The sequence below is a fragment of the Streptomyces sp. NPDC052079 genome (genome assembly GCF_040680275.1).
GTDB lineage: Bacteria > Actinomycetota > Actinomycetes > Streptomycetales > Streptomycetaceae > Streptomyces.
In genome coordinates, this window is record NZ_JBFAWL010000001.1 from 71,541 (window position 1) to 93,497 (window position 21,957).

Sequence of the window (21,957 nt, forward strand, 5' to 3'; positions counted from 1 at the left end):
AGGGCGGTGTGAGGCAGGGGTCGTGAGGGATCCGACAGGGCCGGACGGGTCAGGGCGAGGGGACCACCCGGCCCGTGACCTCGCCGAGCCCCACGCGGACGCCGTCCGGGCCTGGCGCCCAGGCCGACAGCGTGACCACATCGCCGTCCTCCAGGAACGTCCGCTTGCCGTCGGGGAGTTCGAGGGGGTCGCGGCCGTTCCAGGTCAGTTCCAGCAGCGAGCCGCGTTCCCGCTCGGAGGGGCCGCTCACCGTGCCGGAGCCGTACAGGTCGCCGGTGCGCAGGGAGGCGCCGTTGACGGTCATGTGGGCGAGCTGCTGGGCCGCCGTCCAGTACATGGTGGAGAACGGGGGTTCGGAGACGACATGGCCGTTGACGGTGACGGTGATCCGCAGGTCGTAGCCGCCGGGTTCCTCGTCCGCGTCGTCCAGGTAGGGCAGCAGCTCGTGCGTGCGCTCCGGCGGTGCGACGCGGGCCTCCTCCAGGGCGTCCAGCGGGGTGATCCAGGCGGACACCGAGGTGGCGAAGGACTTGCCGAGGAACGGGCCGAGGGGGACGTACTCCCAGGCCTGGATGTCCCGGGCGGACCAGTCGTTGAGCAGGCACAGGCCGAAGACATGGTCGCGGTAGTCGCCGAGCGGCACCGGCCGGCCCAGTTCGGACGGCACACCGACCACGAACCCGACCTCGGCCTCGATGTCCAGCCGGACGGAGGGCCCGAACACGGGGGCGGTGTCGGCGGGTGCCTTGCGCTGGCCGGAGGGGCGCACGACGTCGGTGCCGGACACCACGACCGTGCCGGAACGGCCGTGGTAGCCGATCGGCAGATGCTTCCAGTTGGGGGTCAGCGAGTCCGGGGCATCGGGGCGGAACATCCGGCCGACGTTCCGGGCGTGGTTCTCCGAGGCGTAGAAGTCGACGTAGTCCGCGACCTCGAAGGGGAGGTGCAGCGTCACCTCGGGCAACGGGTGGAACAGCGGCTCGACGGTCTCCCGGTGCGCGGGGACGGTCACCCAGGCCGTGAGCGCCCGCCGCACGTCCGACCAGGCCGTACGGCCCGCCGCCAGCAGCGGGTTGAGGGTCGGGCGGGCGAGCAGGGACGCGTAGGGGGAGCCCAGGGCGTGCGCCGCCGCGCCGGCGTCGAGGACATGGTCGCCGAGCCGGACGCCGACGGTCCGCTCCGACGAGCCGGGGGGCGAGAACACGCCGTACGGCAGGTTGTGCGGGCCGAAGGGATCGCCCTCGGGGACATCGAAGGGGGGCATCGGGTGCTGCCTCGCTTTCGTGTGCGCAGGTGTGCTCCACGTGTCCGTGGCCAGGCCACACGTTACGGGTGACATGGCGTTCTTGTGCAGAGCCGGAGTTGGTGGTGCGGCGGCGGACGGCGCCGTGGGCGGGGTGCACGCGGGCGCAAACGCCCCAAGTGCCGCTTCCGCTTGCCTTCCGGAAGTTATCCACAGGACGGTTGTGCAATCTTGACGGAGCGGTGCGAACGGGGCGAGTCTGGGCGGGTGCCGGAAGGCCTCGGGGAGGGGGCGTTCCGAGGGCACATGGGGGAGCGAATGGCCATTGGGGAGGCCGGCTCGCGTTCGGAGCGCTCGTGGTCGCGGCCGAAGAGGCTGGAAGAGACCATGCGTGCCCGGCTCGGCCGGGAATGTGTGTACATGCCGTCGTGCAGGCTGGGGCTGTATGTGGCGCTGCGCCACTGGTGCCCGCCGGGCGGCAGGGTGCTGATGTCGCCGGTCAACGACGACGTCATCTTCTTTGTCGTGCTGGCGGCGGGACTGCGGCCGGTGCAGGCGCCGTTGAACGCGCTCGACGCGTCCATCGACATCGACGCCGTGCCCGAGGACACCTGGGGCTCGCTCTCCGCCGTACTGACCACGAACCTGTACGGCAATCCGGACCCGGCGCCGGAACTGCGCGCGCGTTGCGACGCGTTGGGCATCCCGCTGTTCGAGGACGCGGCGCACGCGATCGGCAGCGAGGCCGGTGGGCGGCCCGTCGGGGCGTGGGGCGAGGCCTCCGTTTTCAGCCTGTCCAAGCACGTCGGCGCCCAGGCCGGGGGGATCCTCTCGCTCGCCGACCCGGACCTGGGCGACGCGGTGCGCAGAACCCGCGACGGCCTGCTCACTCCGCGCCGGACGGCTTCCGAACTGGCCTATGCGGTACGGCCGTATGCCGAGGCCGCCGTGCGGGGGCTGGGGCTGCGGCGGGCCGCCTGGGCGGCGATGGGGCTGCTGGGGCTGACGGAGCGCGACGGGATCAGGATGCCGTTGCGTCCGGACGCGCTCGCCCGGGCCGCCGAGGAGGCCCCGGGCCTGACCGCGCACGACCCCTGGGTCCGCGTCGACATGCACACCTACCGCCGCGAGTCCGGCCCGCTGCGGCTGAGGCGGATCGGGCGCCGGCTCGGACGGCTGGACGACCTGCTGGCGGCGTACCGGGAGGGCACCGAGCTGCTGCTGTCGACGCCGTGGGCCCGCCCGCGCGCGGGAAGCGGGACACAGCCGCTGTTCCGGGTGCCGCTGCTGGTCGACGACCGGGACGCGGCGATCGCGGCGCTGGCACGGAGCGGGATCGTCGTCGGCTACCTCTACGACCCGCCCCTCGACGACTACGCGGGGGACGCCTTCACCGACCCCTCGCCCGCGCCCGGCGCGGCCCGCTGGTTCGCGCGGCACGCGCTGCCGGTGGATCCGCTGCGGGCCCGCGAGGCCGTCGACGTGCTGGAGCGCTCCGGCGCGCGGCCGGCCGAGCCGCCGGAGGACCTGAGCGGACCGGGGGAGCGGGCCGGCAGGCTGGGGCCGTCGCGTGACTGACATCCAGGTGCACGAGCCGGCCGCGCAGCGCGAGGGCGGGCGGCCTCCGCCCGCCGGGAACCGGTCCGGCTCGGACTCCCTGTTCAAGAACGCCTACTTCCTGATGCTCAGCACGGGTGTGTCGGCGGTGCTCGGACTGGGGTTCTGGCTCGTCGCCGCCCGCTACTACTCCGAGGACGCGGTCGGCCAGGGCTCCGCCGCGATCGCCGCGATGCGGCTGCTCGCCAGCATCACCGCGACCACCATGATCGGCGCCGTGGTCCGCTTCGTGCCGCGCGCGGGCCGCGAGACCGGACGCCTGGTGTGGGGGGTGTACGGGGCCAGTTCCGTGGTCGTCGCGCTCGCCGCGGGCGTGTTCCTGCTGACGCTCGACCAGTGGGGTGCCTCCTACGAGCCCCTCGGCACACCGCTCGCGGGGGCGCTGTTCGTGGCGGCCTGCGTGGCGTGGGCGCTGCTCACCCTCCAGGACGGCGTGCTCACCGGGCTGCGCAAGGCCGAGTGGGTGCCGGCCGGGAACGCGGTGTTCTCCGTCGGCAAGCTGGTCCTGCTGGCCGTCTTCGCGAGCGCGCTGCCCGTGCTGGGTATCTTCGTGTCCTGGGCCGTGGCCATCGCGTTCTCCACCCTGCCGCTCGGCTGGCTGATCTTCCGCCGGCTCATCCCGCGCCAGGCCGCCGCCGACCGGGACGTGGAGCCGCCGGGGCTGCGCAGCATGGGCCGCTTCCTGGCCGGTGACTCGCTCGGCGCGCTGTTCAGCCTGGCGATGATCAATCTGCTGCCTGTGATGGTCGCGGTCCGCTTCAGCGCCGCGGAGAACGGCTACTTCTACGTGGCGTACACCGTCGGCGGCACGATGGAGTTCATGGCCATCAACATGGCCTCGTCCCTCACCGCCCACGCCTCGCACGACCCGCGTCAGCTGGCTGACGGGGTGCGCGGGGCGCTGCGCCGGATGACGCTGCTGCTGGTGCCGGTGGTCCTGGCGCTGGTCGTCTTCGCGCCGCAGATCCTCACGCCGTTCAGCGCGGACTACGCCGAGCACGGCGCGACCGTACTGCGGCTGCTGGCTCTCGGTGCGCTGCCCCGGGTGGTCGTGGAGCTGTACATCGGCGTGCTGCGGGTGCAGGGGCGCACCGGTGTGCTGGCCGCGCTCCAAGGGGCGATGTGCGTGCTCGTACTGGGCAGCGCGAGCGTGCTGTTCAGCCCCGCGGGAATCGCCGGGGCGGGGTGGGCGGTGCTGGTGGGCATGACGCTGATCGCGGCCGTCTCGGTGCTCGGACTGCGTGCGGCGCTGCGCGAGCGGCCCGGCGGGCCCGTGGAGCGGCCCTCCGCCGCCCCCGAGTACGGCACGCGCTGGGCCAGGCTGAACGCCACCGCCGGGTACGGCACGAGCTGGGCCCGCCGGGCGGCGTACCAGTCCGAGGGGCCGGGGGAGCGGGACGACGACACCGTCACGCTGTTCATCGGCGGCCCCGGCTATGAACGGGAAGCGCTCCACGCGGATACGGTGGCGTTCATCGTGCGACCGCAGGCCGCGGAGAAGCGGACGGCGGACCATGACCCCGGGGAGGGCCGGGACCAGCCGCTGCCGCAGGGCAGGACGCCGGACGGTGCGGGGCACGCCGTCCCGGCGCTTCTGCCGCCCCCGGACCGGCGGACACCGGCGGAGGGGAGCCGCACGCCGTGGACCGACGAGGACCTTCCCGGCGCCCCGGCTCCCGTCCCCCGACCGGAGGAGTCCGGCGACGACTCCGGCCGCCGGACCGGCGCCATCCTCTGGGCCTTGCTCGGCCTCGCGACCGTCGCCTTCTGGATCGCGGTACGCGGGCTCCCGTGGGGCGACGGAGCCAGCAGGGACGAGCCGACGGGACGCGAACTGCTCACCGAACTCCCCCTGTTCGCGTCGGCCGCGGGGGCAGCGCTCCTCGTCGTCTTCGTCGCCTCGGTGACGTTGTGCCGCAGACCCGTCCCCTGGCTCTCCGGCACCGCCCTGGCGTCCGCCCTGGTCGCCCTGCACGCCGCGCCCGTCGCCGTCGGGTGGCGGCCCGATCCCGTGGAGGGGGACCTGTACGCCGACGCGGCCCGCTTCCTCGCGCAGGCGGTCGGGCTCGACGGCCCCGGACCCCTGCTGCGGTGGGCGCCCCTGGCGGTCCAGCTGCTGTGCCTCGTACCGCTGCGGCTGCTGCTCGTCCGCGCCGGCGGACGGCTGACAGGGCAGGCCGGCTGGGGTGTTCTCTATCTGGTGGCGGTGGCCGGCTGGGTGTTCCGGCAGGAGCTCGCACCGGCCGCCGTGCCGTCGCTGATCGCCCTCCTCGCCGTCCTGCTCCTCACCGGGACGGCACGGGCTGGCGGAAGTAGCCGTTCTTCCCCGCCTCCCGGTAACCCTCGAGACCCGGCCCGTCGTTGACGGTCAGATCGCACTCGGGTTCCTCCGAGGTCGGCCGGTTCCAGTGCACCAGGGCCTTCACCCCCGGGAGCTTCTTCACGTCGGCGGGGATGCGGGTGTACCAGTCGCGCTGGCGCTGCGGGTTCTCGGCGTCGGGCGCGGTGGCGAACTCGGCGAGCATCACGGGCTTGTCGTCGGAGATGTTGGCGCGCAGCCACTCGTAGCTGGGCTGCTGGCTGCGCAGGAAGTCCTTCCAGTGGGTGGTGTCGTGGCAGCCGTAGTAGTTGTACTGGTCCATGGCGATCCAGTCGACGTACTCGTCCCCGGGGTAGAGGGCCTTCATCTCCTCGGCGCTGCCGAGGTAGCCGGAGACGGTCCACACCCATACGACGTTGTCGGCGCCCAGTTCGCGGAACCGGTCGTGGAGGTGGCGGTAGGCCGCGACGAACTCCTCCGGTGTACCGGCGCCTTCCTTGATGCGGGCGTCGGTCTCCTGGTCGAACGAGAAGAAGACGCGCTTGCCGTAGGCCTTGAGACGGCGGATCTGGGGGTCGATGATCTCCTCGTCGTACTTGCCCGACGCGATGTTCTTCCAGCCGAGCTGGGTCTCCGTCCAGTTCGCGTGGTGCGGCTCGGTCCAGACGGTGGACTCCCAGGCCAGCATGAGCAGCCGGTCCCTGCCGAGCTCCTGCTCGTCGGGAGTGAGCAGCGTCCCGTCGCGTTCGCTGCCCGACATGTCGTGGTAGTTGTAGACGACGTCCAGCCGGCGGCCGATCCTCTTCTCGAAGCCGAGTACGGCATCCTTGAGCGAGCCGTTCGGCGCGTACGGCACATAGGCCCCCCACCAGGCGCCGCAGGGCGGCACCAGGGTGTCGGTGGGAGCGCAGGGGCCGGTCGGCAGCTCACCGGAGGCCGCGTTACCGGGCGTGCCCCAGCCCGGCGCGTCGGCGTCGTCGGAGCGGCCGGCCCAGAACCCGAGCCCGGTCAGCAGTGCGGCGACCGTCACCAGGACGACCGCCGCGTAACCGCGCCTCACACGCCCCACCCTCCTCGCCGCGCGCCGCCACCTGCCCCGTGCGTGCGGGTCGGGCAGCCGGTGCGAACTCGTCATGCGCCACCGCCGTTCGCGGGCCGGCGCCTGCCGTGTTCCGCCGCGCCGCGCCGGGCGGCGGGCAGCGGCAGCCCCGGAAGGGCCGCGACGACGGTGGTGAAGACGGCGAGCGAGAGGAGGAAGGAGGTCGCCGAGAAGGCTTTCACCAGGAACAGCGAGGTGGCGGTGAGCACGCCGAGCGACAGGCTGACCGGCGCGGCGAGAGCGATGGCCTCCAGCCGGGCGCCCGGGGCCAGCCCGCCCGGCTGCGGATACAGTGCCGCGCAGCCCGGACCGAACAGGGTGAAGAGCAGCACCGGGATCCAGCGCAGCGGCGAGGGGCCGGGCACCGTGGTGGCGGCCAGGGCGATCCAGCCGGAGGCGCCGAGGAGGACTCTGAGGTGCCGCTCCGCGCCGTGCGGCGAGCCGGCGGTGTTCATGGGCTGACCTGACGGGAACTGGCTGGCCTGCAACGTCACTTCGATCACCTTGTGGTCGTGGTGGTTCCCCGGGCGGCCGGGCGGTACTCGAGCACCACCCCGTAGTCGTGGCTTTCGACGGTCCGGAAGAGAGGCGAGGCGGACAGCTTCGTGCGCAGCGTCTCGAAGCCGCCGGCCGGCAGCAGGCCCTCGCCCGCGGTGTAGACGTCCTGGGTGCGGGTGAGGACGACGTACGCCCTGGTCCCCGGCGGAATGCCGTCGGCGAGGTAGCGCGCAGGGTCCTTGAGCATCCGCTGATTCTCCGGCAGTTCCTGCTCGGCGAAGAACCAGTGCTCGATTCGGTCGTACCGGTGCAGCGCCTGCGGGAAGGAGCCGGTGGTGGCGAGGATCAGCGAGCCGTCGGGGGCGTTGTCGAGCGCCCGGGTGACCAGCGCGGTCTCCTCGGGCGGCGTGTAGTACATCTTCTCCTTGCCGTAGTACGACGGCATGAAGCCGGCCAGCAGCACCAGCAGCACGGCGGGCAGCGCGACCGCCGAAATCCCGCGCCGCAGCGCCCTCGTCCGGTCGTGGTGGCTGCCGGCGGCGTTGGGGACGAGCGCGGCGGCGGCGAAGAACGCGGCGCCGGGCAGGCCGAACAAATAGACACGGAAGAGCATTTCGCCGCCGTAGTCGTTGACGGCGAAGAGCGGGACGGGGGCGGCGGAGACCAGCAGCAGCGGCAGCGCGCTGCGGACCAGCCGGCGCCGCAGCACGAGGGCGGCTCCGGCGAGGGCGGCGACCGCGAGCACCATCAGCACGTTGGCGGTGCCGGCGAGTTCGGGTCCCGGGCCGGTCAGCTCTCCCGCGTATCCGGCGCGGGAGTTCTGTGTCAGTTCGCCGATCGACTCCTTGAGCGTGGAGAGCGTCTCGACGAACAGCGGCCGCCCCATGGTCAGGTCCCAGGTGAGCATCAGCAGCACGGCGACGGCCAGCAGCCCGTAGTTGCGGTAGCGGCGCGTGAGGCTGAGCGCGAACAGGCAGATGCAGAGCATCACCGGGGTGAGCTGGTGCGTGGCGTTGATCGCGGCGATGAGCGGGGCGAGGATCACCACGCAGACCGCGCGCTGCCGGTGACCGGTGGGCGGGGGCACGCTGGCGGCGGCCGGGTCGAGATGGGCACGGTCGCGCAGCCGCCCGGCCGAGCCGGGGCGCACGAAGTGCCGCAGCACCACCGTGACGACCGTCAGATGCAGCAGGAACGCGAGTCCCTGCGGGGCGAAGTAGTCCTGGCCCACCCAGTTGGCGAGCTGGAAGATCCATACGGCCGTCCACACCAGCCGCCAGTCCTGGCAGAACGTGCGGTAGAGCAGCACGAGCACCGGCATCATCAGCAGGCCGAGGACGATCGGCGCCCAGTTGGCGTACGCGGCGGCGCTCTCCACGCCGAAGGCACGCACCAGACCGGCGTCGAGCGTGAAGAACCCCGGCCACTGGTCGTAGGCGGACATGTTGCCCGACAGGGCGGCGTTCGGCCGTAGTTCACCGTTGGCGAGCAGAGTGTTGACGACGGCGTCGTGCTTGGACGCCCACGGGTAGCGCACGGCGTCGTACAGGATCGCCGGGGGCGCCTTGAGCGCGAACAGCAGTGCGGCGCAGTGCAGGGCGGGCCACCAGGGCGCGGTGCCCGCACGGCGCAGGGTGAGGACGAAGCCGGCGGTCAGGACCAGCAGCGACAGGTAGTAGGCGGCCGGGAGTTGGTCCAGGAGGCCGTAGCCGCCCATCTCCCGGAAACCGATGCGCGGCAGCGCGTAGAGCCACAGGACGGCGGCGAGCAGCAGCGTCAGCAGACCCGTGTCGGGCGGGCGGCTCGGGATCGGCCAGGATCTGCGGCCGCCGCCGTCGGGCCGTTTCGCGTCCGGCGGGCCGGTGGCCGGGGCGGAAGCGGGCAGCGCGCTGCTCTCCACGGTTGGTACGGGTACATGCTGGTGCACGCCGAGACTCCCCTCCCCCGAACGAGTATAGGAATTACCTCTGTTATTCACACCAAAAACGTCACACTCGCCCCGATCCGGCTCATCCGGCGAAGGTCGGGCCGCGCAGGGCGGTGCGGGCCCTGCGGTACCACCGCCAGCCGACGGTCCTGAGCCCGTCCCGGTAGGGGGCGATCCGCGCGCCGTCGCCCGCCAGCCACGCCTCGACATCGGCGATGGTGTGGCCGCGGCGGACGATCAGACGGGCGATGCGGTAGCGCTCGTCGCGGTCCGAGCTGAGCGCGTGCCGCACGGCGGTCGCGGTCTCGTAGCCGGCCCGGGCGGCCATCGTGCGCACCCGCGGGCTGTTGTAGCCGTGCGGATAGGCGAGATGGGGCACGCGGTGGCCGAGGGCGTCCTCCAGCACGGCCTTGGAGTCCAGCAGTTCGGTGCGCAACCGCCGCGCGTCGAGCGTGTCGAGCTGGGCGTGGGTGACCGTGTGGCTGCCGATCTCCATGCCGGCCTCTTCCAGCCGCTTCGCCTCGTCGAGCGTCATCATCGGGGCGGGCGGCAGCAGACTGCGGCCGCCCGGGGCGATGGCGCCGGTGGTGAGGTAGGCGGTGGCGGGCAGCCCGCGCCCGGCGAGGACATCGGCGGTCGGGCCGGGCAGATCGGCGAAGCCGTCGTCGAAGGTGAGCAGCACCGGCCGGGGCGGCAGCGGCGCCCGCCCGGCGAGGCCGTCGGCGAGGGCGCTGATGGTGACGGGCGTACGGCCGCTGTCCGCGATCGCGTCCAGATGGGCCGCGAACGCCTTCGGGGTGACGGTGAACTCGGCGATCCACTCCGGCGGGTCGTCCATCACGGCGTGGTAGAGGAACACGGGGATGGCCGTCCCCCGGTGGGCGGGAGCGGTCGCGTGTGGCGGGTTCATCGCGTCCCCCTTCCCGCGCCGTTCCGCAACGCCCGCCGCGCCCGCAGATGGCCGGCCGGCCCGTGGAGCATCCCCCTGCGCTGCAGCCGCGACAGCCGGCGCGGCCAGGGATGGGTGCGGGTGTCGTGCGCGCCCGGTGCGCCGCCACCGCCGTCGGTGTCGCGTACGGCGGTCAGCGCGCGGGCGTGGGCGAGACCGCGCGGCAGCCGGGCGAGGAACGCGGGCAGCAGCGCGGGCCGGTTGATCAGGACGGCGGTGAGATAGGCGGTGAGGCCGGCGCCGTATCCGTACGCCTGGGTCTCCAGGTCGGCCCAGGTCTCCCGGTGGTGGTGCCACACCAGCGCGTACGGGGTGTAGTGCAGCCGGTGCCCCTGGGCGAGCACGCGCACGAAGCCGTACAGGTCGTCGCCGCCCCGCGCGGGTGTCCCGGCACCGGTGGCGGGGTCGAAACCGCCGACGGCGCGCAGCACGTCCGCGCGGAAGGCCATGTTCGCGCCGGAGCCGAAGCGGCCCGCGGTGAAGGGGAACAGCGGCTCGTCGGGGGGCGGGTCCTGGGGGTCGTACGTCGTCGGCGTGAAGCCCTTGGCGAAGCCGCCGTGGCTCTCCAGCAGGACCTGGGCCGGGGTGCGCAGCCGGGCGGGCAGGATGAGTCCGGTGGCGCAGCCGAGCCGGAGGTCGGCGGCGAAGGGCGCGGTCAGCTCGGTGAGCCAGCGGGGATCGGCGACCACGTCGTCGTCGGTGAACGCGATGACCTCGCCCCGGGCCTCAGCGAGCCCCGTGTTGTGGGCGATCGCCAGACCGGGGGCCGGCTCGCAGACGTACCGCACCCGTTCCCCGTACTTCCGCTCCACCAGGTCCCGCGTGTCGCCGGTCAGGGGAGCGTTGTCGACGACGACGACCTCGAACCGCGGATGCTCCTGCGCGAGCAGCGAGTCCAGCGCCCGCCCAAGCTGCCCGGCCCGCTCCCGGGTAGCGACGACGACCGACACGAACGGCAACCCACCACCGCCGACGGCCCGCCCGGCCCCACCACCGGACGTCCCGGAAGACACCCCCGCATCCGGCACGGCCTGCTGGCCCGTGTCCCGTCCGGGCTGCGCGTCTGCGTTCCGCGCGGGCTGCGCGCCCTTGTCCGGTGCGGGTTGCGCGTCTGTGTCCCGCGCGGCTGTCTCGCCCGTGGCGCCCGCATCCCGCGCGGTATCCGTGCCCGTGGTCCGTGTCGTTTCCGGGAACCGCTGACGTGCCGCCTGGGCGAGCGCCCCTCGTGGGTCCGCTCCCTCCGGTACCCGGGTCAGCAGTGTGCCCACCGGTCTGCCCGCCCGTCTGACGAGCAGGAACACCTCGCCGTGGGTCACCGGTGGGCTTCCGGGGCCGGGTCTGAGTACGGCCTCGTTTCCGCCCGCGGCCAGGTCCAGTTCGGCGACCTGTACCGCCCCGATGGACAGGAACCGCCGTATCTCCTCCTGCGTACGCGCTCGTGCTCTGCCGGACATACGTCCTCCCCTCCCCCTCCTCACGAGCGGCGCAGCCGGGCCGCGCCCCTCAAGGTCCGTGTCGCCAGCGACGCCAGGCGCGGGCGGCTGCGGACGAACGCGTGCGCGCGGCGCGCGGGTTCACGGCTCAGCCAGTGCAGCGCGGCGCCCGCCCCCGGACGGGTCACCGCACCTTCGTAGACGGCGAGTTCGCCGGTCTTCAGCGAGTCCTTGTACTCGGCCCGGCCGCGCCCCATGTCCAGCAGCCCGATGCCCTCGGCCGCCGCCGCCTCGGCCATCCGCAGATGCAGCACGAGCCCGGGCGAGTACTTGGCGAACTCCGGGTCGTACGCCGGGAACCAGCAGGCCAGGACGGACGCCGAACGCAGGCCGAAGTGCGCGGCGACGGGCCGGTCAGCGGCGTACAGAACCGACAGCGTGCCGGTGCACTCCGGGGCCCGGGTCTCGGCGAGCCGGCCCACGAGCCGGGCGATCCACTCCTGCGCGAACCGGTCGCGGCGGCCCGTCCTGCGGTACTGCGCCGACTTCCACGCGACGAGCGCCCGCAGCGCGGCCGGGTCGCGTTCGTCGAAGACGAACCGCACGGGTCCGGCCTGGCGGCCCAGCCTGCGCTCCTTGGCCAGCGTGGTCTTCAGGAACTTCGGCGACTGGGTGCGCAGCACCGACTCATAGGTCTCGTAGCCCTTCTCCACGTCGATGACGAAGCTGGCATGCTCCTCGGCCGCGTGCGGCGCGAACAGTTCCTGTCCGGCCTCCAGGTTGTCGAAGGCGAAGCTCGACAACGAGCAGGCCCGCAGCAGTTCACCGGTCTCCAGGACGGCACCGGGAGCCAGCACCGCGCCCTGGCAGTCCGACACCCCGAGCCCGATCGCCCGGCCCTGTCCCGCCACGCCCCGCTCGTAGGGCAGGAAGCCCGCAGGTTCCGCCCCTTCGTACAGCACGGCCACCCGGGCCCCGGGCCGCACCCGGCCCACGGCGGTGGCGAACTCCGGTTCCATGAAAGGGCTGCGTGGTGCGTCCATCGCGGCACGTAATGCGCGCCAGCGCTCCCGTTCCCCCTCGCCCAGCTCCTCCGGCCTCAGCACGCGCATGCGTCCACTGCTCACCTGACCCCCCGATCAAGTCCCCCCTGGACTCTTGGAAGGTACCGCCCGAGCCCACCGGGGCGGTAGATAGCGGACGATGTTCTTGCCAAACGGTGAAAGAGTCCTCAACCGGTCCTTACCCGGTGATGACGGAAGGAGAACCGCGCCGAAAGCGAGCGGATACGGGCATGGTGAATCGGACGGTCGCGTTGTCCGTATTCTCTGATCATGGCCGCACCCACCGCTTTCTCACTCATCGCCACCGACCTGGACGGGACGCTGCTGCGCGGCGACGACACCCTGTCCGACCGGTCCCTCGCCGCGCTCGCGCGGGCGGAGCGGGCCGGTGCCCGGCACCTCGTCGTGACGGGGCGTCCCGCCCCCAGGGTGCGGCCGCTTCTGGACGACCTCGGTTGCACGGGGCTCGCGGTGTGCGGACAGGGCGCGCAGGTGTACGACGCCGGCGCGCACCGGCTGCTGTGGTCCGTCAGGCTGGACCGGGAACTGGCGGAGACCGCCCTCGGCAAGATCGAGGCCGAGGTGGGGGAGGTGTACGCCGCGGTCGACCAGGACGGGGTCGACGGGCTGACGCTGATCGAGCCGGGGTATCTGATGCCGCATCCGACGCTGCCCGCGGTGCGGATCGAGCGGCGGCGTGATCTGTGGGAGCGGCCGATCAGCAAGGTGCTGCTGCGCCACCCGCATCTGTCCGACGACGCGTTGGCGGCGGCGGCGCGTGCGGTGGTCGGTTCGCTGGCGACGGTCACCATGTCGGGACCCGGAACCGTGGAGCTCCAGCCGTGCGGGGTGACCAAGGCGACCGGCCTGGCGCTGGCCGCCGAGCACCTGGGGCTGAGCCCGGAGCGGACGGTCGCCTTCGGCGACATGCCCAACGACATCCCCATGTTCGACTGGGCGGCGCACGGGGTCGCCATGGCCAACGCGCATCCCGAGCTGAAGGCGGTGGCCGACGAGGTCACCACGTCGAACGAGGACGACGGCGTGGCCGTCGTCCTCGAGCGACTGTTCGGTGGGCCGGCCGTGGTCGGCCGTCAGCGCCCGGCTCAGTACGCGCCGAAGACGTTGTCGATCGAGCCGTAGCGGTCGGCGGCGTAGTTGCAGGCCGCCGTGATGTTCGCGACCGGGTCGTACGGGTCGAAGGCGGTGCCGGGCACGTGGTACGCCTGGAAGGTCGGGTCGATGACCTGCAGCAGGCCCTTCGACGGGGTGCCCTTGGCGGCGTTGGAGTCCCACAGGTTGATGGCGGTCGGGTTGCCGGAGGACTCGCGCATGATGTTGCGGTGGATGCCCTCGTAGGAGCCCGGGATGCCGTGCTGCGCCATGACGTCCAGCGACTCGCGGATCCAGCCGTCGAGGTTGTTCGGGTAAGCCGTCGTGGAAGCGGCGGTCGGGGTGGCCGTCTGGGTGGCCGCGGAGGCGGTGGTGGCGCCGAACAGCGGGAGGGCGACCACGGCGACGCCGGTACCGGCGACGGCGAGGGTGCGGGCGATGCGGCGGTTGCCGAAGCGACGCAGCTGACCGGAAACGGACATGTCTGGGTTCCTCTCCTACGCCTGCGAGGTGAGCTGTCGGGTTCGGGCGGGAGAGTGCCCGGCCGTGCCCCTGGAGGCATGGCTTCACCCCAAGGCCCTGTCGTCCCGCTCCCGCCCGCCCGTTCGGGCGGAGGACGGGAATGGGAGGACAGGACCCCGCCGTTCCGGCGCGTGGCCGGGCCGGCGGCTTACCTGGGTCCCCCGCTCCTGCCGTGTGTGAGTTGGTCGGTGGGTGTCATGCGGGCGGTGGCAGGATTCGGCGTCCGCCCGGCAGGCCCGGAACGTATGCGAGAGCACATGGAGGGAACAAGTGCGGGTGTCACGCAATCAGCCCTTTGATCTTGGATCGGGTGATTTGGGGTGCTTGATCCTTTGCGGGTGCCAACGGTCAACTCGGTTTCGTGGGAGGGAAAAACGCCGATCGGGCCAGGTGGTGGACGCGGCGGGCGGCACGTGACCGACTTCACTCACCGCGAGCCCAGGGACCATTTACCGCCAAGAGGAATTCGCTTGCTAATTCCGGCAAATCGGACGGACGTCCGGGCAGGATGGTTGACAGGGCGTTACGTCCGGGAAGGTGGCACATTGTCCGTTGTTATCAACCGGTCAAAAGCACTCCGCTCCCGATCCGGTGCCGCCCTGCCGGTAACCCCGGGTGCTGGCGGTGATCGAAACGTGACCGGATACGCTGACTTGAGTGATGGCAGCGACGTATCGACATTCCGCGTAACCGCCAGTGGACACCAGCAGACAGGAGACCCCTCGTGACCGTCGTCGGGCCGTTCGGGCTGAGCGTGCGGGACCAGGCTCTGGAAGCCGATGTCCAGGCCGGAATGACGGCTGTCGAGGAAGGGCTGATCGAGGCCACCAAGAGTGAGGTCCCCTTCATCACCGGTGCCGCCCAGCATCTGGTGCGGGCCGGCGGCAAGCGCTTCCGTCCGCTGCTGGTGATGCTCGCCGCCCAGTTCGGCGACCCCTACGCGCCCGGCATCGTGCCGTCCGCCGTGGTGGTGGAGCTCACCCACCTGGCCACGCTCTACCACGACGACGTGATGGACGAGGCCGAGGTCCGGCGCGGTGTCGACAGTGCGAACGCCCGCTGGGGCAACTCCGTCGCGGTCCTCACCGGCGACTTCCTCTTCGCCCGGGCCTCGCACATCCTGGCCGACCTCGGACCGGAGGCGGTCCGGGTGCAGGCCGAGGCGTTCGAACGGCTGGTCACCGGGCAGATCCTGGAGACCGCGGGACCGCAGGACGGCCGCGACCCCGTCGACCACTACCTGGACGTGCTCGGCGGCAAGACCGGATCGCTGGTCGCCGTCTCCTGCCGCTTCGGCGCGATGATGTCCGGCGCCGACGAGACGGTCGTGGACGTGCTCACCCAGTACGGCGAGCGGCTCGGCGTCGCCTTCCAGCTCGCCGACGACGTCCTGGACATCGCCTCCGACTCCAGCGAGTCCGGCAAGACCCCCGGCACCGACCTGCGCGAGGGCATCGCCACGCTGCCCGTGCTGCGGCTGCGCGAGCGGGCGGCCCGGCTGGGACTGGCCGAGGACATCGCCCTGTGCGAGCTGCTGGACTCCGACCTCACCGACGACGCCCGGCACGCCGAGGCGCTGCGGCTGCTGCGCGGGCACCCCGCGCTGGAGCAGGCCCGCCGGGACACCGTGCGGTACGCCGAGGAGGCGCGCGCCGCGCTGGCCCCGCTGCGAGAGTGCGAGGCCAAGGCGGCACTCGTGCAGCTGTGCGACGCGGTGGTGCACCGCGCCGGCTGAGCCCGGCCGGGCCCGAACTGCCCCGCGCCCCCTACTGGTCGGGGGAGAAAACCACCTCGCGTGTCATACCGGAGCAGTACACGGAGTTGCGTCCGGGGTCTGACGCTTCCGCATGCCGTATTTGGTCAGATGGACCAGACGGACAACACCACGTCTCACCGGTTCGGGTGAGAATGGCGGCTCAGGGTGAGACTGGTGCAAGGACACGAGACGGAAGCCGCCGCCGACCACGGAGGGCATCACATGGCACCGTACGATTCCGAGAACACGACGGCCGCGGAGGAGGTCGACGAGCCGCGCACGGGGCGGCGCAGGGCCGCGCGGTACGTCGTCCCGGTCACGGTGATGGGAGTGGCGGCCGCCACCATCGGGCTCGTCCCCGCGATCGCCAGCTCCGGCGACCCCGACCTGCCGGAGATCACCGCGGCGCAGCTCATCGAGAAGATCGCGACATCGGACGTCGAACAGCTGTCCGGCACCGTGAAGATCACCACGGACCTCGGACTGCCGAACCTCGGCGGCCTGGAGAACAGCATCGCGTCCGGCGCGATGGGGCACGGCGAGGAGGGCGGCGGCTCCTCGGCCGAACCGTCCGCCAAGCTCACCGAACTGGCGTCCGGCACGCACACGCTGCGGGTCGCCGCCGACGGCCCCGACCGGCAGAAGGTGTCGCTCCTCGAGGACGCCGCCGAGTACAGCCTGATCCGTAACGGCGAGGACCTCTGGGGCTACGACAGCGAGTCCAACGAGGTCTACCACGGCACCGTCGACACGTCCGGCGAGGAGCGGGAGCGGCAGCCCCCGGCCACCCCGAAGGACTTCGCCGAGGAGGCGCTGAAGGCGGTCGACGACACCACGTCCGTGACCGTCGACGGCACCGCCCAGGTGGCCGGCCGGGACGCCTACAAGCTGGTCATCGAGCCGAAGCAGTCCGGCTCCACGGTCGGCGCGATCAGCATCGCGGTCGACCATAAGACCGGCATGCCGCTGAAGTTCACGCTCACCCCGTCGAGCGGCGGCGCGGCCGTCGTGGACGTCGGCTTCACCAAGGTGAGCTTCGACCGGCCGGCCGCGTCGACCTTCGCGTTCACCCCGCCCAAGGGTGCCAAGGTGACCGAGGACGAGGAACTCGACCACGGCCGGGAGCACCCCCGGAAGCGGGAGCGGGCCCCCAAGTCGGAGGAGGACCTGGGCAAGGGCCTCGACGGGCTGAAGATGCTCGGCGAGGGCTGGAACTCCATCGCCACCTTCGACACCGGCGGCGAGGGCGGCCTGCCCACCCGTGAGGCCGGCGGCGACTTCGGCGGCTTCCTCGGCTCGCTCGGCGACCAGGTCAAGGGCGACTTCGGCACCGGCACGGTGCTCAGCACCCGTCTGGTCAACGCCCTGATCACCGAGGACGGCAAGGTCTACGTGGGTACGGTCACCAAGGACGCGCTCGTGAAGGCGGCCGACGGGGGGAAGTAGGCCCCGTACGACAGGACAGGGAACGAGGGAGCCGATGGCAGAGACGTCCGCCGGCCAGCCGGACGGGGAGCACGCGGGTGAGGGAGTCATCACCACCCGCGGGCTCACCAAGCGCTACCGCGGCGGACAGCTCGCCGTCGACGGTCTGCGGCTGACCGTTCCGGCGGGCAGCGTCTTCGGCTTCCTCGGCCCCAACGGCTCGGGCAAGACCACCACCATCCGCATGCTGATGGGGCTGATCGAGCCGACCTCCGGCACGGCGCACGTCCTGGGGCGCCCCATGCCGCGCGCCGCACGCGCCGTCCTGCCGCACGTCGGGGCCCTCATCGAGGGCCCCGCCCTGTACGGCTTCCTCTCCGGCCGGGACAACCTGCTGCGCTACGACGCCGCCGACCCCACCGCCGATCCGCGCACCCGGCGCGCCCGCGTGGCCGCCGCACTGGACCGGGTGGGCCTCACGGCCGCCGCCGGCAAGAAGGCGAAGGCGTACTCCCTCGGCATGAAGCAGCGCCTCGGCCTCGCGGCCGCCCTGCTCCAGCCGCGTCGGCTGCTGGTCCTGGACGAGCCGACCAACGGCCTGGACCCGCAGGGCATGCGGGAGATCCGCACGCTGATCCGCGGGCTGGCCTCGGACGGCACCACCGTCTTCCTCTCCTCCCACCTCCTCGACGAGATCGAGCAGGTGTGCACGCACGCCGCCGTGATGGCCCAGGGCCGGCTGATCACCCAGGGCCCGGTCGCCGACCTGGGCGCGGGCGCTCGCGGCCGGCTGGTGGTGACCACGCCGGACCCGGCGGACGCCGCCCGGGTGCTGAAGGAGCAGGGGGTCGCCGATGTCGTCGTGGCGGAGGACCGGGTGACCGGCGAGGCGCCCGATCGCGACCTTGCCGAGGTGAACGCGGCCCTGGTCACCGCCGGTGTCCGGGTCCGCGGCTTCGGGGTCGAACGGGCCTCGCTGGAGGACGCGTTCGTGGCACTGACCGGGGAGGGATTCGATGTCGCGGGCTGAAGCGGTGCCAAGGACGAGCCCGCTGTGGACCCTCGGCCTGTTCCGCAGCGAACTGCTCACCACGTTCCGGCGCTGGCGCACCCTCGCCCTGCTCGGCGTCCTCGCGGCCGTACCGGTCCTCGTCGGCATCGCCGTGCGGATCGAGACCGGCGACGGCTCACCGGCCGGGGGCGGGGGCGGCGGGGGCGGCGGCCCGGCGTTCATCTCGCAGATCACCAACAACGGACTGTTCCTGGTCTTCACCGCGCTCGCCGCCACCCTGCCGTTCTTCCTGCCCATGGCGATCGGGGTGGTCGCGGGCGACGCCCTCGCCGGAGAGGCGAACGCCGGCACCCTGCGCTACCTCCTGGTCGCCCCCGCCGGCCGCACCCGTCTGCTGCTCACCAAGTACGCGACGGTCATGGCCTTCTGTCTGGTCGCCACCCTGGTGGTCGCCGTCTCGGCGCTGCTCGTCGGCGCGCTGCTGTTCCCGCTGGGTGACCTCACGACCATCTCGGGCACCCGCATCGGCTTCGGCGAGGGCCTGGCCAGAGCGCTGCTCATCGCCCTGGTCGTCGCCGTGTCACTGATCGGCGTGGCGGCGCTCGGCCTTTTCGTCTCCACGCTGACCAACAGCGGCATCGCGGCGATGGCGACCACGGTCGGGCTGCTGATCACGGTCCAGATCCTCGACCAGATCCCCCAACTGCACGCCCTGCACCCCTATCTCTTCTCCCACTACTGGCTGTCCTTCGCCGACCTGATGCGGGAGCCGGTCTACTGGGACGACCTGACGAAGAATCTGGGCCTCCAGGCCCTCTACGCGGCCGTGTTCGGCTCGGCGGCGTGGGCGAGGTTCACGTCGAAGGACATCACCGCCTAGGAGCACATCAGCCGGCCTCGTACGGGAAGCGGGCCAGTGGCGTCTCATCGGCGAAGAACGTCTTGGCCCGGGTCAGCGCCTCCGTGTCCTTCAGTACGTCACCCGGCTTGCTCCCGTTGCCCAGCAGCACCCCGCCGAACCGCATCCCCATGTAGGCGGCCGTGTTGTTCAGGCTGTTGACCAGCGGGTCGGCGACCTGCGGCTTCTCGTGCGCGTGAGCGGCGACGCCCCACAGGGTGCGCCCCGCCATGGTCGCCTTGAAGTCCAGCCCCGGAGTGCGCAGCCAGCCCGCCCAGTAGTCCAGGTAGCGCTTGGTCTGCGCGGACAGCGAGTACCAGTACAGCGGCGAGGCGATGACCACGTCGGTCGCCGCCAGTGTGACGTCGAGGAGCTGGGCCACGGCGCCCTCGGTGGGGCGGACGTGGTCGCTGTCGTGACGCAGGTCCGCGAAGTCGGGGACGGGGTGGGCGGTGAGGTCGATCCACTGCTGCTCCACGTCGGAGGGCAGCTGTTCGGCGGCCCGGCGGGCCAGCAGCTCGGTGTTGCCGTCGGGGCGGGAGCTGCCCAGGACGAAGAGAAAGCGGCGAGTCATGATCATCCCCAAGTGCTCGGCGTAACGCGTACGCGTTCGCCAGTAACAGTGCACGTGCATCATATGCACACGCAAGCAATCCGCCAAGCGGCGTCCGTCAGCCGGTGGCACCGCGCCGTTCCGCCTCCCGCGCCACGGCGAGCAGCACCTCCTCACGTCCGTGGGCCGCCACCAGTTGGAGTCCTGCCGGACAGCCGTCGGCACCGAACCCGGCCGGGAGGCTCAGCGCGGGGTGACCACTGACGTTGAACGCCCAGGTGAGCGCGGTCGAGTAGACGTCACCGGGGCCGTCGTGGCCGTGCGGTGCGGTGGGCGCCGTGGGGGTGAGCAGCAGCGGGGTGCGGGCGAAGAGGGCCGCCAGGCGGGCGTCGTTCCCGGCGCGGACGCGGTGGGCGTCGGCCGGGTCTGCGCCGGGGGTGCGCAGGGCGAGCCAGGCCGCCGCGGGGTCGAGGAGCCGAAGGGGCGGGGACGGCCGCACCAGCCGTACGACCCCGGCGTCCACGAGCCGGCCGACCGCCGCCCGGGCCAGGTCGATGGGTTCCGGGTCGGGCGTGGCGAAGCCGAGACCGGCGGACCAGACGGCGGCGACCGGGAAGGTCACGGGGGTCTCGGCCGGGGCGGGCCGCCCCGACATCACCCGCCACCACGCCGTCGCGTCCACGGCCGTACGGGTGAGAACCCCGGGCGCCGCCAGACCCGTACAGTCGGGCGAGGGGAGCCGGCCGGCCGTGATCTTCAGCCCGACGACCCCGCACCACGCCGCCGGGATCCGCACCGAGCCCGCGCCGTCACTGCCCGTCGCCAGCGGCACCAGCCCCGCCGCCACCGCGACCGCCGACCCGGCCGAGGAGCCGCCCGGCGTGCGGTCGGCCCGCCACGGATTGACGGTACGGCCGTACGCCCCGAGCCCCCAGGTCTGCCAGGGCGTACCGGGCCCGGGTACCGAGGTGGCGCCCACCGCGACACAGCCGGCCGCGAGCAGCGGTCCCGCCGCGGCCGTACCGCGCCGCCCCTTGACCGCGATCGGCACCCCGGCCAGTGGCAGCGGCTCCCCGGCGGCGACCCGCGCGTCCACCGCGTCCGCCCGCCCCAGCGCCTCCTCGCCCCACACCTCGAGGAACGCGCACAGCTTCGGATCGGCCCGTCCGATCCGCTCCAGCGCCTCCGCGACCACCTCAACGGCCCGCCGTCTCGGCGCGCGGACGGCGGAGGCGATCTCCTCGACGCCGTCCCAGCTCAGCGCGACGCGCCGGTCAGACGGGCCAGCGGGTCCGTCTCGCGGGGCGGCCGGCCGCTCAGGTCACCCAGCCGCCACTCGGGCACCCAGGGCACGCGGTACACGTCGATCACCGATTCGATCAGCCGGATCCGGTGGGCGAGGGGGCGCGGCAGCCGTCCCGGCGCGTCCGCCACCAGGACCACGGCGTCCAGGTCGAGCCCCTGCGGAGCCTCCCCGCGCCGGAACACCTCCGTGGCGGGGACCACGGCGTCCAGGCCGGTGGCGTGCGTCCGGGCGACGAGGAGCACGGACTGCGGATCCGCGGGGCCGGGCCAGACGCGTCCGCTGTCGTGACCGCCGTAGACCGCGGCGAGTGTCGAGACGCCGGCACCGCCGTGCAGGCCCACCCAGGAGAAGCGCCGGGCCGTCGCCTGTGCGGGGGCGGTCTCCGGCGGAGCCGCCTCCGCCTCCGGTGCCGCCACCGGCCCTCGGATCCAGATCTCCGGTCCCTGTCGCATGCCTGTCCCCATGCCCCCTCTCCTGCTCGCCACGTCGATCTTCATGCCGCCGGAGGGACGGGGAACCGGACGGGACGGCCGTTGGGACGAGGCTGTGACAACGCGGTGACGTGAGAAGCGCGGGCGAGCGGACAGACTCGACGGTAGGTGGTACGACCCGAATGAGGGGACGATGTCTCGACTCAGCCGCGAGAAGAAGCGGGAACAGCAGCAGGCCGCGCACGCGGCGAACCTTGCGGCAATGCCGATCGACGTCCGTGTCCCCGTCGCGGGCGGGCCCGGCACTGTCGGCGGGGTGGCGGTGATCGCGGGACCCGGTGAGGAGATCCAGCAGGCGGTGCTGAACCGCCTCCACCGCATCGCCATCGCCTCCGGCCACGCGGTCCTCGCCACCGTGCACGACGAACGCATCGGCTACGTCGTCCCGCTCCAGGTCGACCCGGACGGCTCCAGCCACTTCACCGGCCGCCCGGCACCAATGGGCCCGCCCGAAAACCGCACCCCACACCACCTCCCGCAGGCGGCGCCTGGTGCTGAGCCTGTGCGGGCTGTGGAGCCCGCGCCGGGATCGGAGACTGCGCGGAGGTCGGAGCCTGGCCGGGGTTCGCAGTCTGCTCCGGGCCCGCAGCCGGCGCCTGGTGCTGAGCCTGTGCAGGGTGTGGAGCCCGCGCCGGGGTCGGAGACTGGGCGGAGGTTGGAGCCTGGCCGGGAATCGCAGTCTGTCCAGGGCCCGCAGCCGGCGCCTGGTGCTGAGCCTGTGCGGGGTGGGG

Annotated in this window: 18 protein-coding genes, 1 pseudogene and 1 riboswitch; of the genes and pseudogenes, 8 read left to right on the forward strand and 11 right to left on the reverse strand. The window is 72.7% G+C overall.

Annotated features, from left to right (window positions below):
- Nucleotides 1-49 precede the first annotated feature (49 nt).
- On the reverse strand, nucleotides 50-1,264 hold the full coding sequence (gene fahA / locus AB0L56_RS00365; RefSeq protein WP_365417323.1) for a fumarylacetoacetase: 1,215 nt from the start codon (nucleotides 1,262-1,264) through the stop codon (nucleotides 50-52).
- A 297-nt stretch (nucleotides 1,265-1,561) separates the two neighbouring features.
- On the opposite strand from fahA, the gene AB0L56_RS00370 reads away from it, so the two are divergent.
- Nucleotides 1,562-2,821, forward strand: a complete 1,260-nt coding sequence (locus AB0L56_RS00370) for a DegT/DnrJ/EryC1/StrS family aminotransferase (RefSeq protein WP_365417326.1) — start codon at nucleotides 1,562-1,564, stop codon at nucleotides 2,819-2,821.
- A 103-nt stretch (nucleotides 2,822-2,924) separates the two neighbouring features.
- Entirely contained in the window at nucleotides 2,925-5,225 is a 2,301-nt protein-coding gene (locus tag AB0L56_RS00375; RefSeq protein ID WP_365418785.1) for a lipopolysaccharide biosynthesis protein, read from the forward strand.
- Here AB0L56_RS00375 and AB0L56_RS00380 read toward each other — a convergent pair.
- The 6 genes from AB0L56_RS00380 to AB0L56_RS00405 all read right to left on the reverse strand — a co-directional run bounded on the left by AB0L56_RS00380 (nucleotide 5,146) and on the right by AB0L56_RS00405 (nucleotide 12,198).
- The gene (locus tag AB0L56_RS00380; protein ID WP_365417329.1) at nucleotides 5,146-6,240 is read right to left on the reverse strand and encodes a glycosyl hydrolase; all 1,095 of its coding nucleotides are present in this window, start codon (nucleotides 6,238-6,240) and stop codon (nucleotides 5,146-5,148) included. The two genes, AB0L56_RS00375 and AB0L56_RS00380, sit on opposite strands and share 80 nt — an antisense overlap.
- 71 nt (nucleotides 6,241-6,311) lie before the next feature.
- On the reverse strand, nucleotides 6,312-6,773 hold the full coding sequence (locus AB0L56_RS00385; RefSeq protein ID WP_365417332.1) for a hypothetical protein: 462 nt from the start codon (nucleotides 6,771-6,773) through the stop codon (nucleotides 6,312-6,314).
- 5 nt (nucleotides 6,774-6,778) lie between these two features.
- A complete protein-coding gene (locus AB0L56_RS00390; protein ID WP_365417335.1) occupies nucleotides 6,779-8,704 on the reverse strand; it encodes a hypothetical protein in 1,926 nt (641 codons plus the stop codon).
- Between the two features lie 82 nt (nucleotides 8,705-8,786).
- Nucleotides 8,787-9,614: a polysaccharide deacetylase family protein gene (locus AB0L56_RS00395; RefSeq protein WP_365417338.1), complete on the reverse strand. Its 828-nt coding sequence runs from the start codon at nucleotides 9,612-9,614 to the stop codon at nucleotides 8,787-8,789.
- Entirely contained in the window at nucleotides 9,611-11,107 is a 1,497-nt protein-coding gene (locus AB0L56_RS00400; protein ID WP_365417341.1) for a glycosyltransferase, read from the reverse strand. The genes AB0L56_RS00395 and AB0L56_RS00400 overlap by 4 nt, the downstream gene beginning before the upstream one ends.
- A 20-nt stretch (nucleotides 11,108-11,127) precedes the next feature.
- A complete protein-coding gene (locus tag AB0L56_RS00405) occupies nucleotides 11,128-12,198 on the reverse strand; it encodes a GNAT family N-acetyltransferase (protein WP_365417344.1) in 1,071 nt (356 codons plus the stop codon).
- A gap of 222 nt (nucleotides 12,199-12,420) precedes the next feature.
- Here AB0L56_RS00405 and AB0L56_RS00410 point away from each other — a divergent pair, with 222 nt between their 5' ends.
- The gene (locus tag AB0L56_RS00410; protein WP_361031170.1) at nucleotides 12,421-13,293 is read left to right on the forward strand and encodes an HAD family hydrolase; all 873 of its coding nucleotides are present in this window, start codon (nucleotides 12,421-12,423) and stop codon (nucleotides 13,291-13,293) included.
- Here AB0L56_RS00410 and AB0L56_RS00415 read toward each other — a convergent pair.
- Nucleotides 13,257-13,745, reverse strand: a complete 489-nt coding sequence (locus AB0L56_RS00415; protein ID WP_365417348.1) for a transglycosylase SLT domain-containing protein — start codon at nucleotides 13,743-13,745, stop codon at nucleotides 13,257-13,259. The genes AB0L56_RS00410 and AB0L56_RS00415 overlap by 37 nt on opposite strands.
- Nucleotides 13,746-13,748: 3 nt before the next feature.
- Nucleotides 13,749-13,885, reverse strand: a riboswitch (cyclic di-AMP (ydaO/yuaA leader).
- 624 nt (nucleotides 13,886-14,509) lie between these two features.
- Between AB0L56_RS00415 and AB0L56_RS00420 the strand changes: the two genes are divergently transcribed.
- From AB0L56_RS00420 to AB0L56_RS00435, 4 genes are all read left to right on the forward strand, one after another.
- A complete protein-coding gene (locus AB0L56_RS00420; RefSeq protein WP_365417351.1) occupies nucleotides 14,510-15,520 on the forward strand; it encodes a polyprenyl synthetase family protein in 1,011 nt (336 codons plus the stop codon).
- Nucleotides 15,521-15,763: 243 nt separating this feature from the next.
- On the forward strand, nucleotides 15,764-16,987 hold the full coding sequence (locus AB0L56_RS00425; RefSeq protein ID WP_365417354.1) for a DUF2092 domain-containing protein: 1,224 nt from the start codon (nucleotides 15,764-15,766) through the stop codon (nucleotides 16,985-16,987).
- A gap of 34 nt (nucleotides 16,988-17,021) precedes the next feature.
- Nucleotides 17,022-17,996 (forward strand): ABC transporter ATP-binding protein, encoded by a 975-nt coding sequence (locus AB0L56_RS00430; RefSeq protein ID WP_365417357.1) that lies wholly within the window; start codon nucleotides 17,022-17,024, stop codon nucleotides 17,994-17,996.
- Nucleotides 17,983-18,858: an ABC transporter permease gene (locus AB0L56_RS00435; RefSeq protein ID WP_365417360.1), complete on the forward strand. Its 876-nt coding sequence runs from the start codon at nucleotides 17,983-17,985 to the stop codon at nucleotides 18,856-18,858. Before AB0L56_RS00430 ends, AB0L56_RS00435 begins: the two co-directional genes overlap by 14 nt.
- Nucleotides 18,859-18,865: 7 nt before the next feature.
- Here the strand turns inward: AB0L56_RS00435 and AB0L56_RS00440 are convergent, their stop codons facing one another.
- The 3 genes from AB0L56_RS00440 to AB0L56_RS00450 all read right to left on the reverse strand — a co-directional run bounded on the left by AB0L56_RS00440 (nucleotide 18,866) and on the right by AB0L56_RS00450 (nucleotide 21,199).
- Entirely contained in the window at nucleotides 18,866-19,450 is a 585-nt protein-coding gene (locus AB0L56_RS00440) for an NAD(P)H-dependent oxidoreductase (protein ID WP_361031186.1), read from the reverse strand.
- A gap of 97 nt (nucleotides 19,451-19,547) precedes the next feature.
- The gene (locus AB0L56_RS00445; protein ID WP_365418788.1) at nucleotides 19,548-20,690 is read right to left on the reverse strand and encodes an amidase; all 1,143 of its coding nucleotides are present in this window, start codon (nucleotides 20,688-20,690) and stop codon (nucleotides 19,548-19,550) included.
- On the reverse strand, nucleotides 20,687-21,199 hold the full coding sequence (locus AB0L56_RS00450; protein ID WP_365417364.1) for a DUF6668 family protein: 513 nt from the start codon (nucleotides 21,197-21,199) through the stop codon (nucleotides 20,687-20,689). Before AB0L56_RS00450 ends, AB0L56_RS00445 begins: the two co-directional genes overlap by 4 nt.
- Nucleotides 21,200-21,359: 160 nt before the next feature.
- Between AB0L56_RS00450 and AB0L56_RS00455 the strand changes: the two are divergent.
- A pseudogene (locus tag AB0L56_RS00455) lies at nucleotides 21,360-21,650 on the forward strand (tetratricopeptide repeat protein); the annotation flags it as partial.
- Between the last annotated feature and the right edge of the window lie 307 nt (nucleotides 21,651-21,957).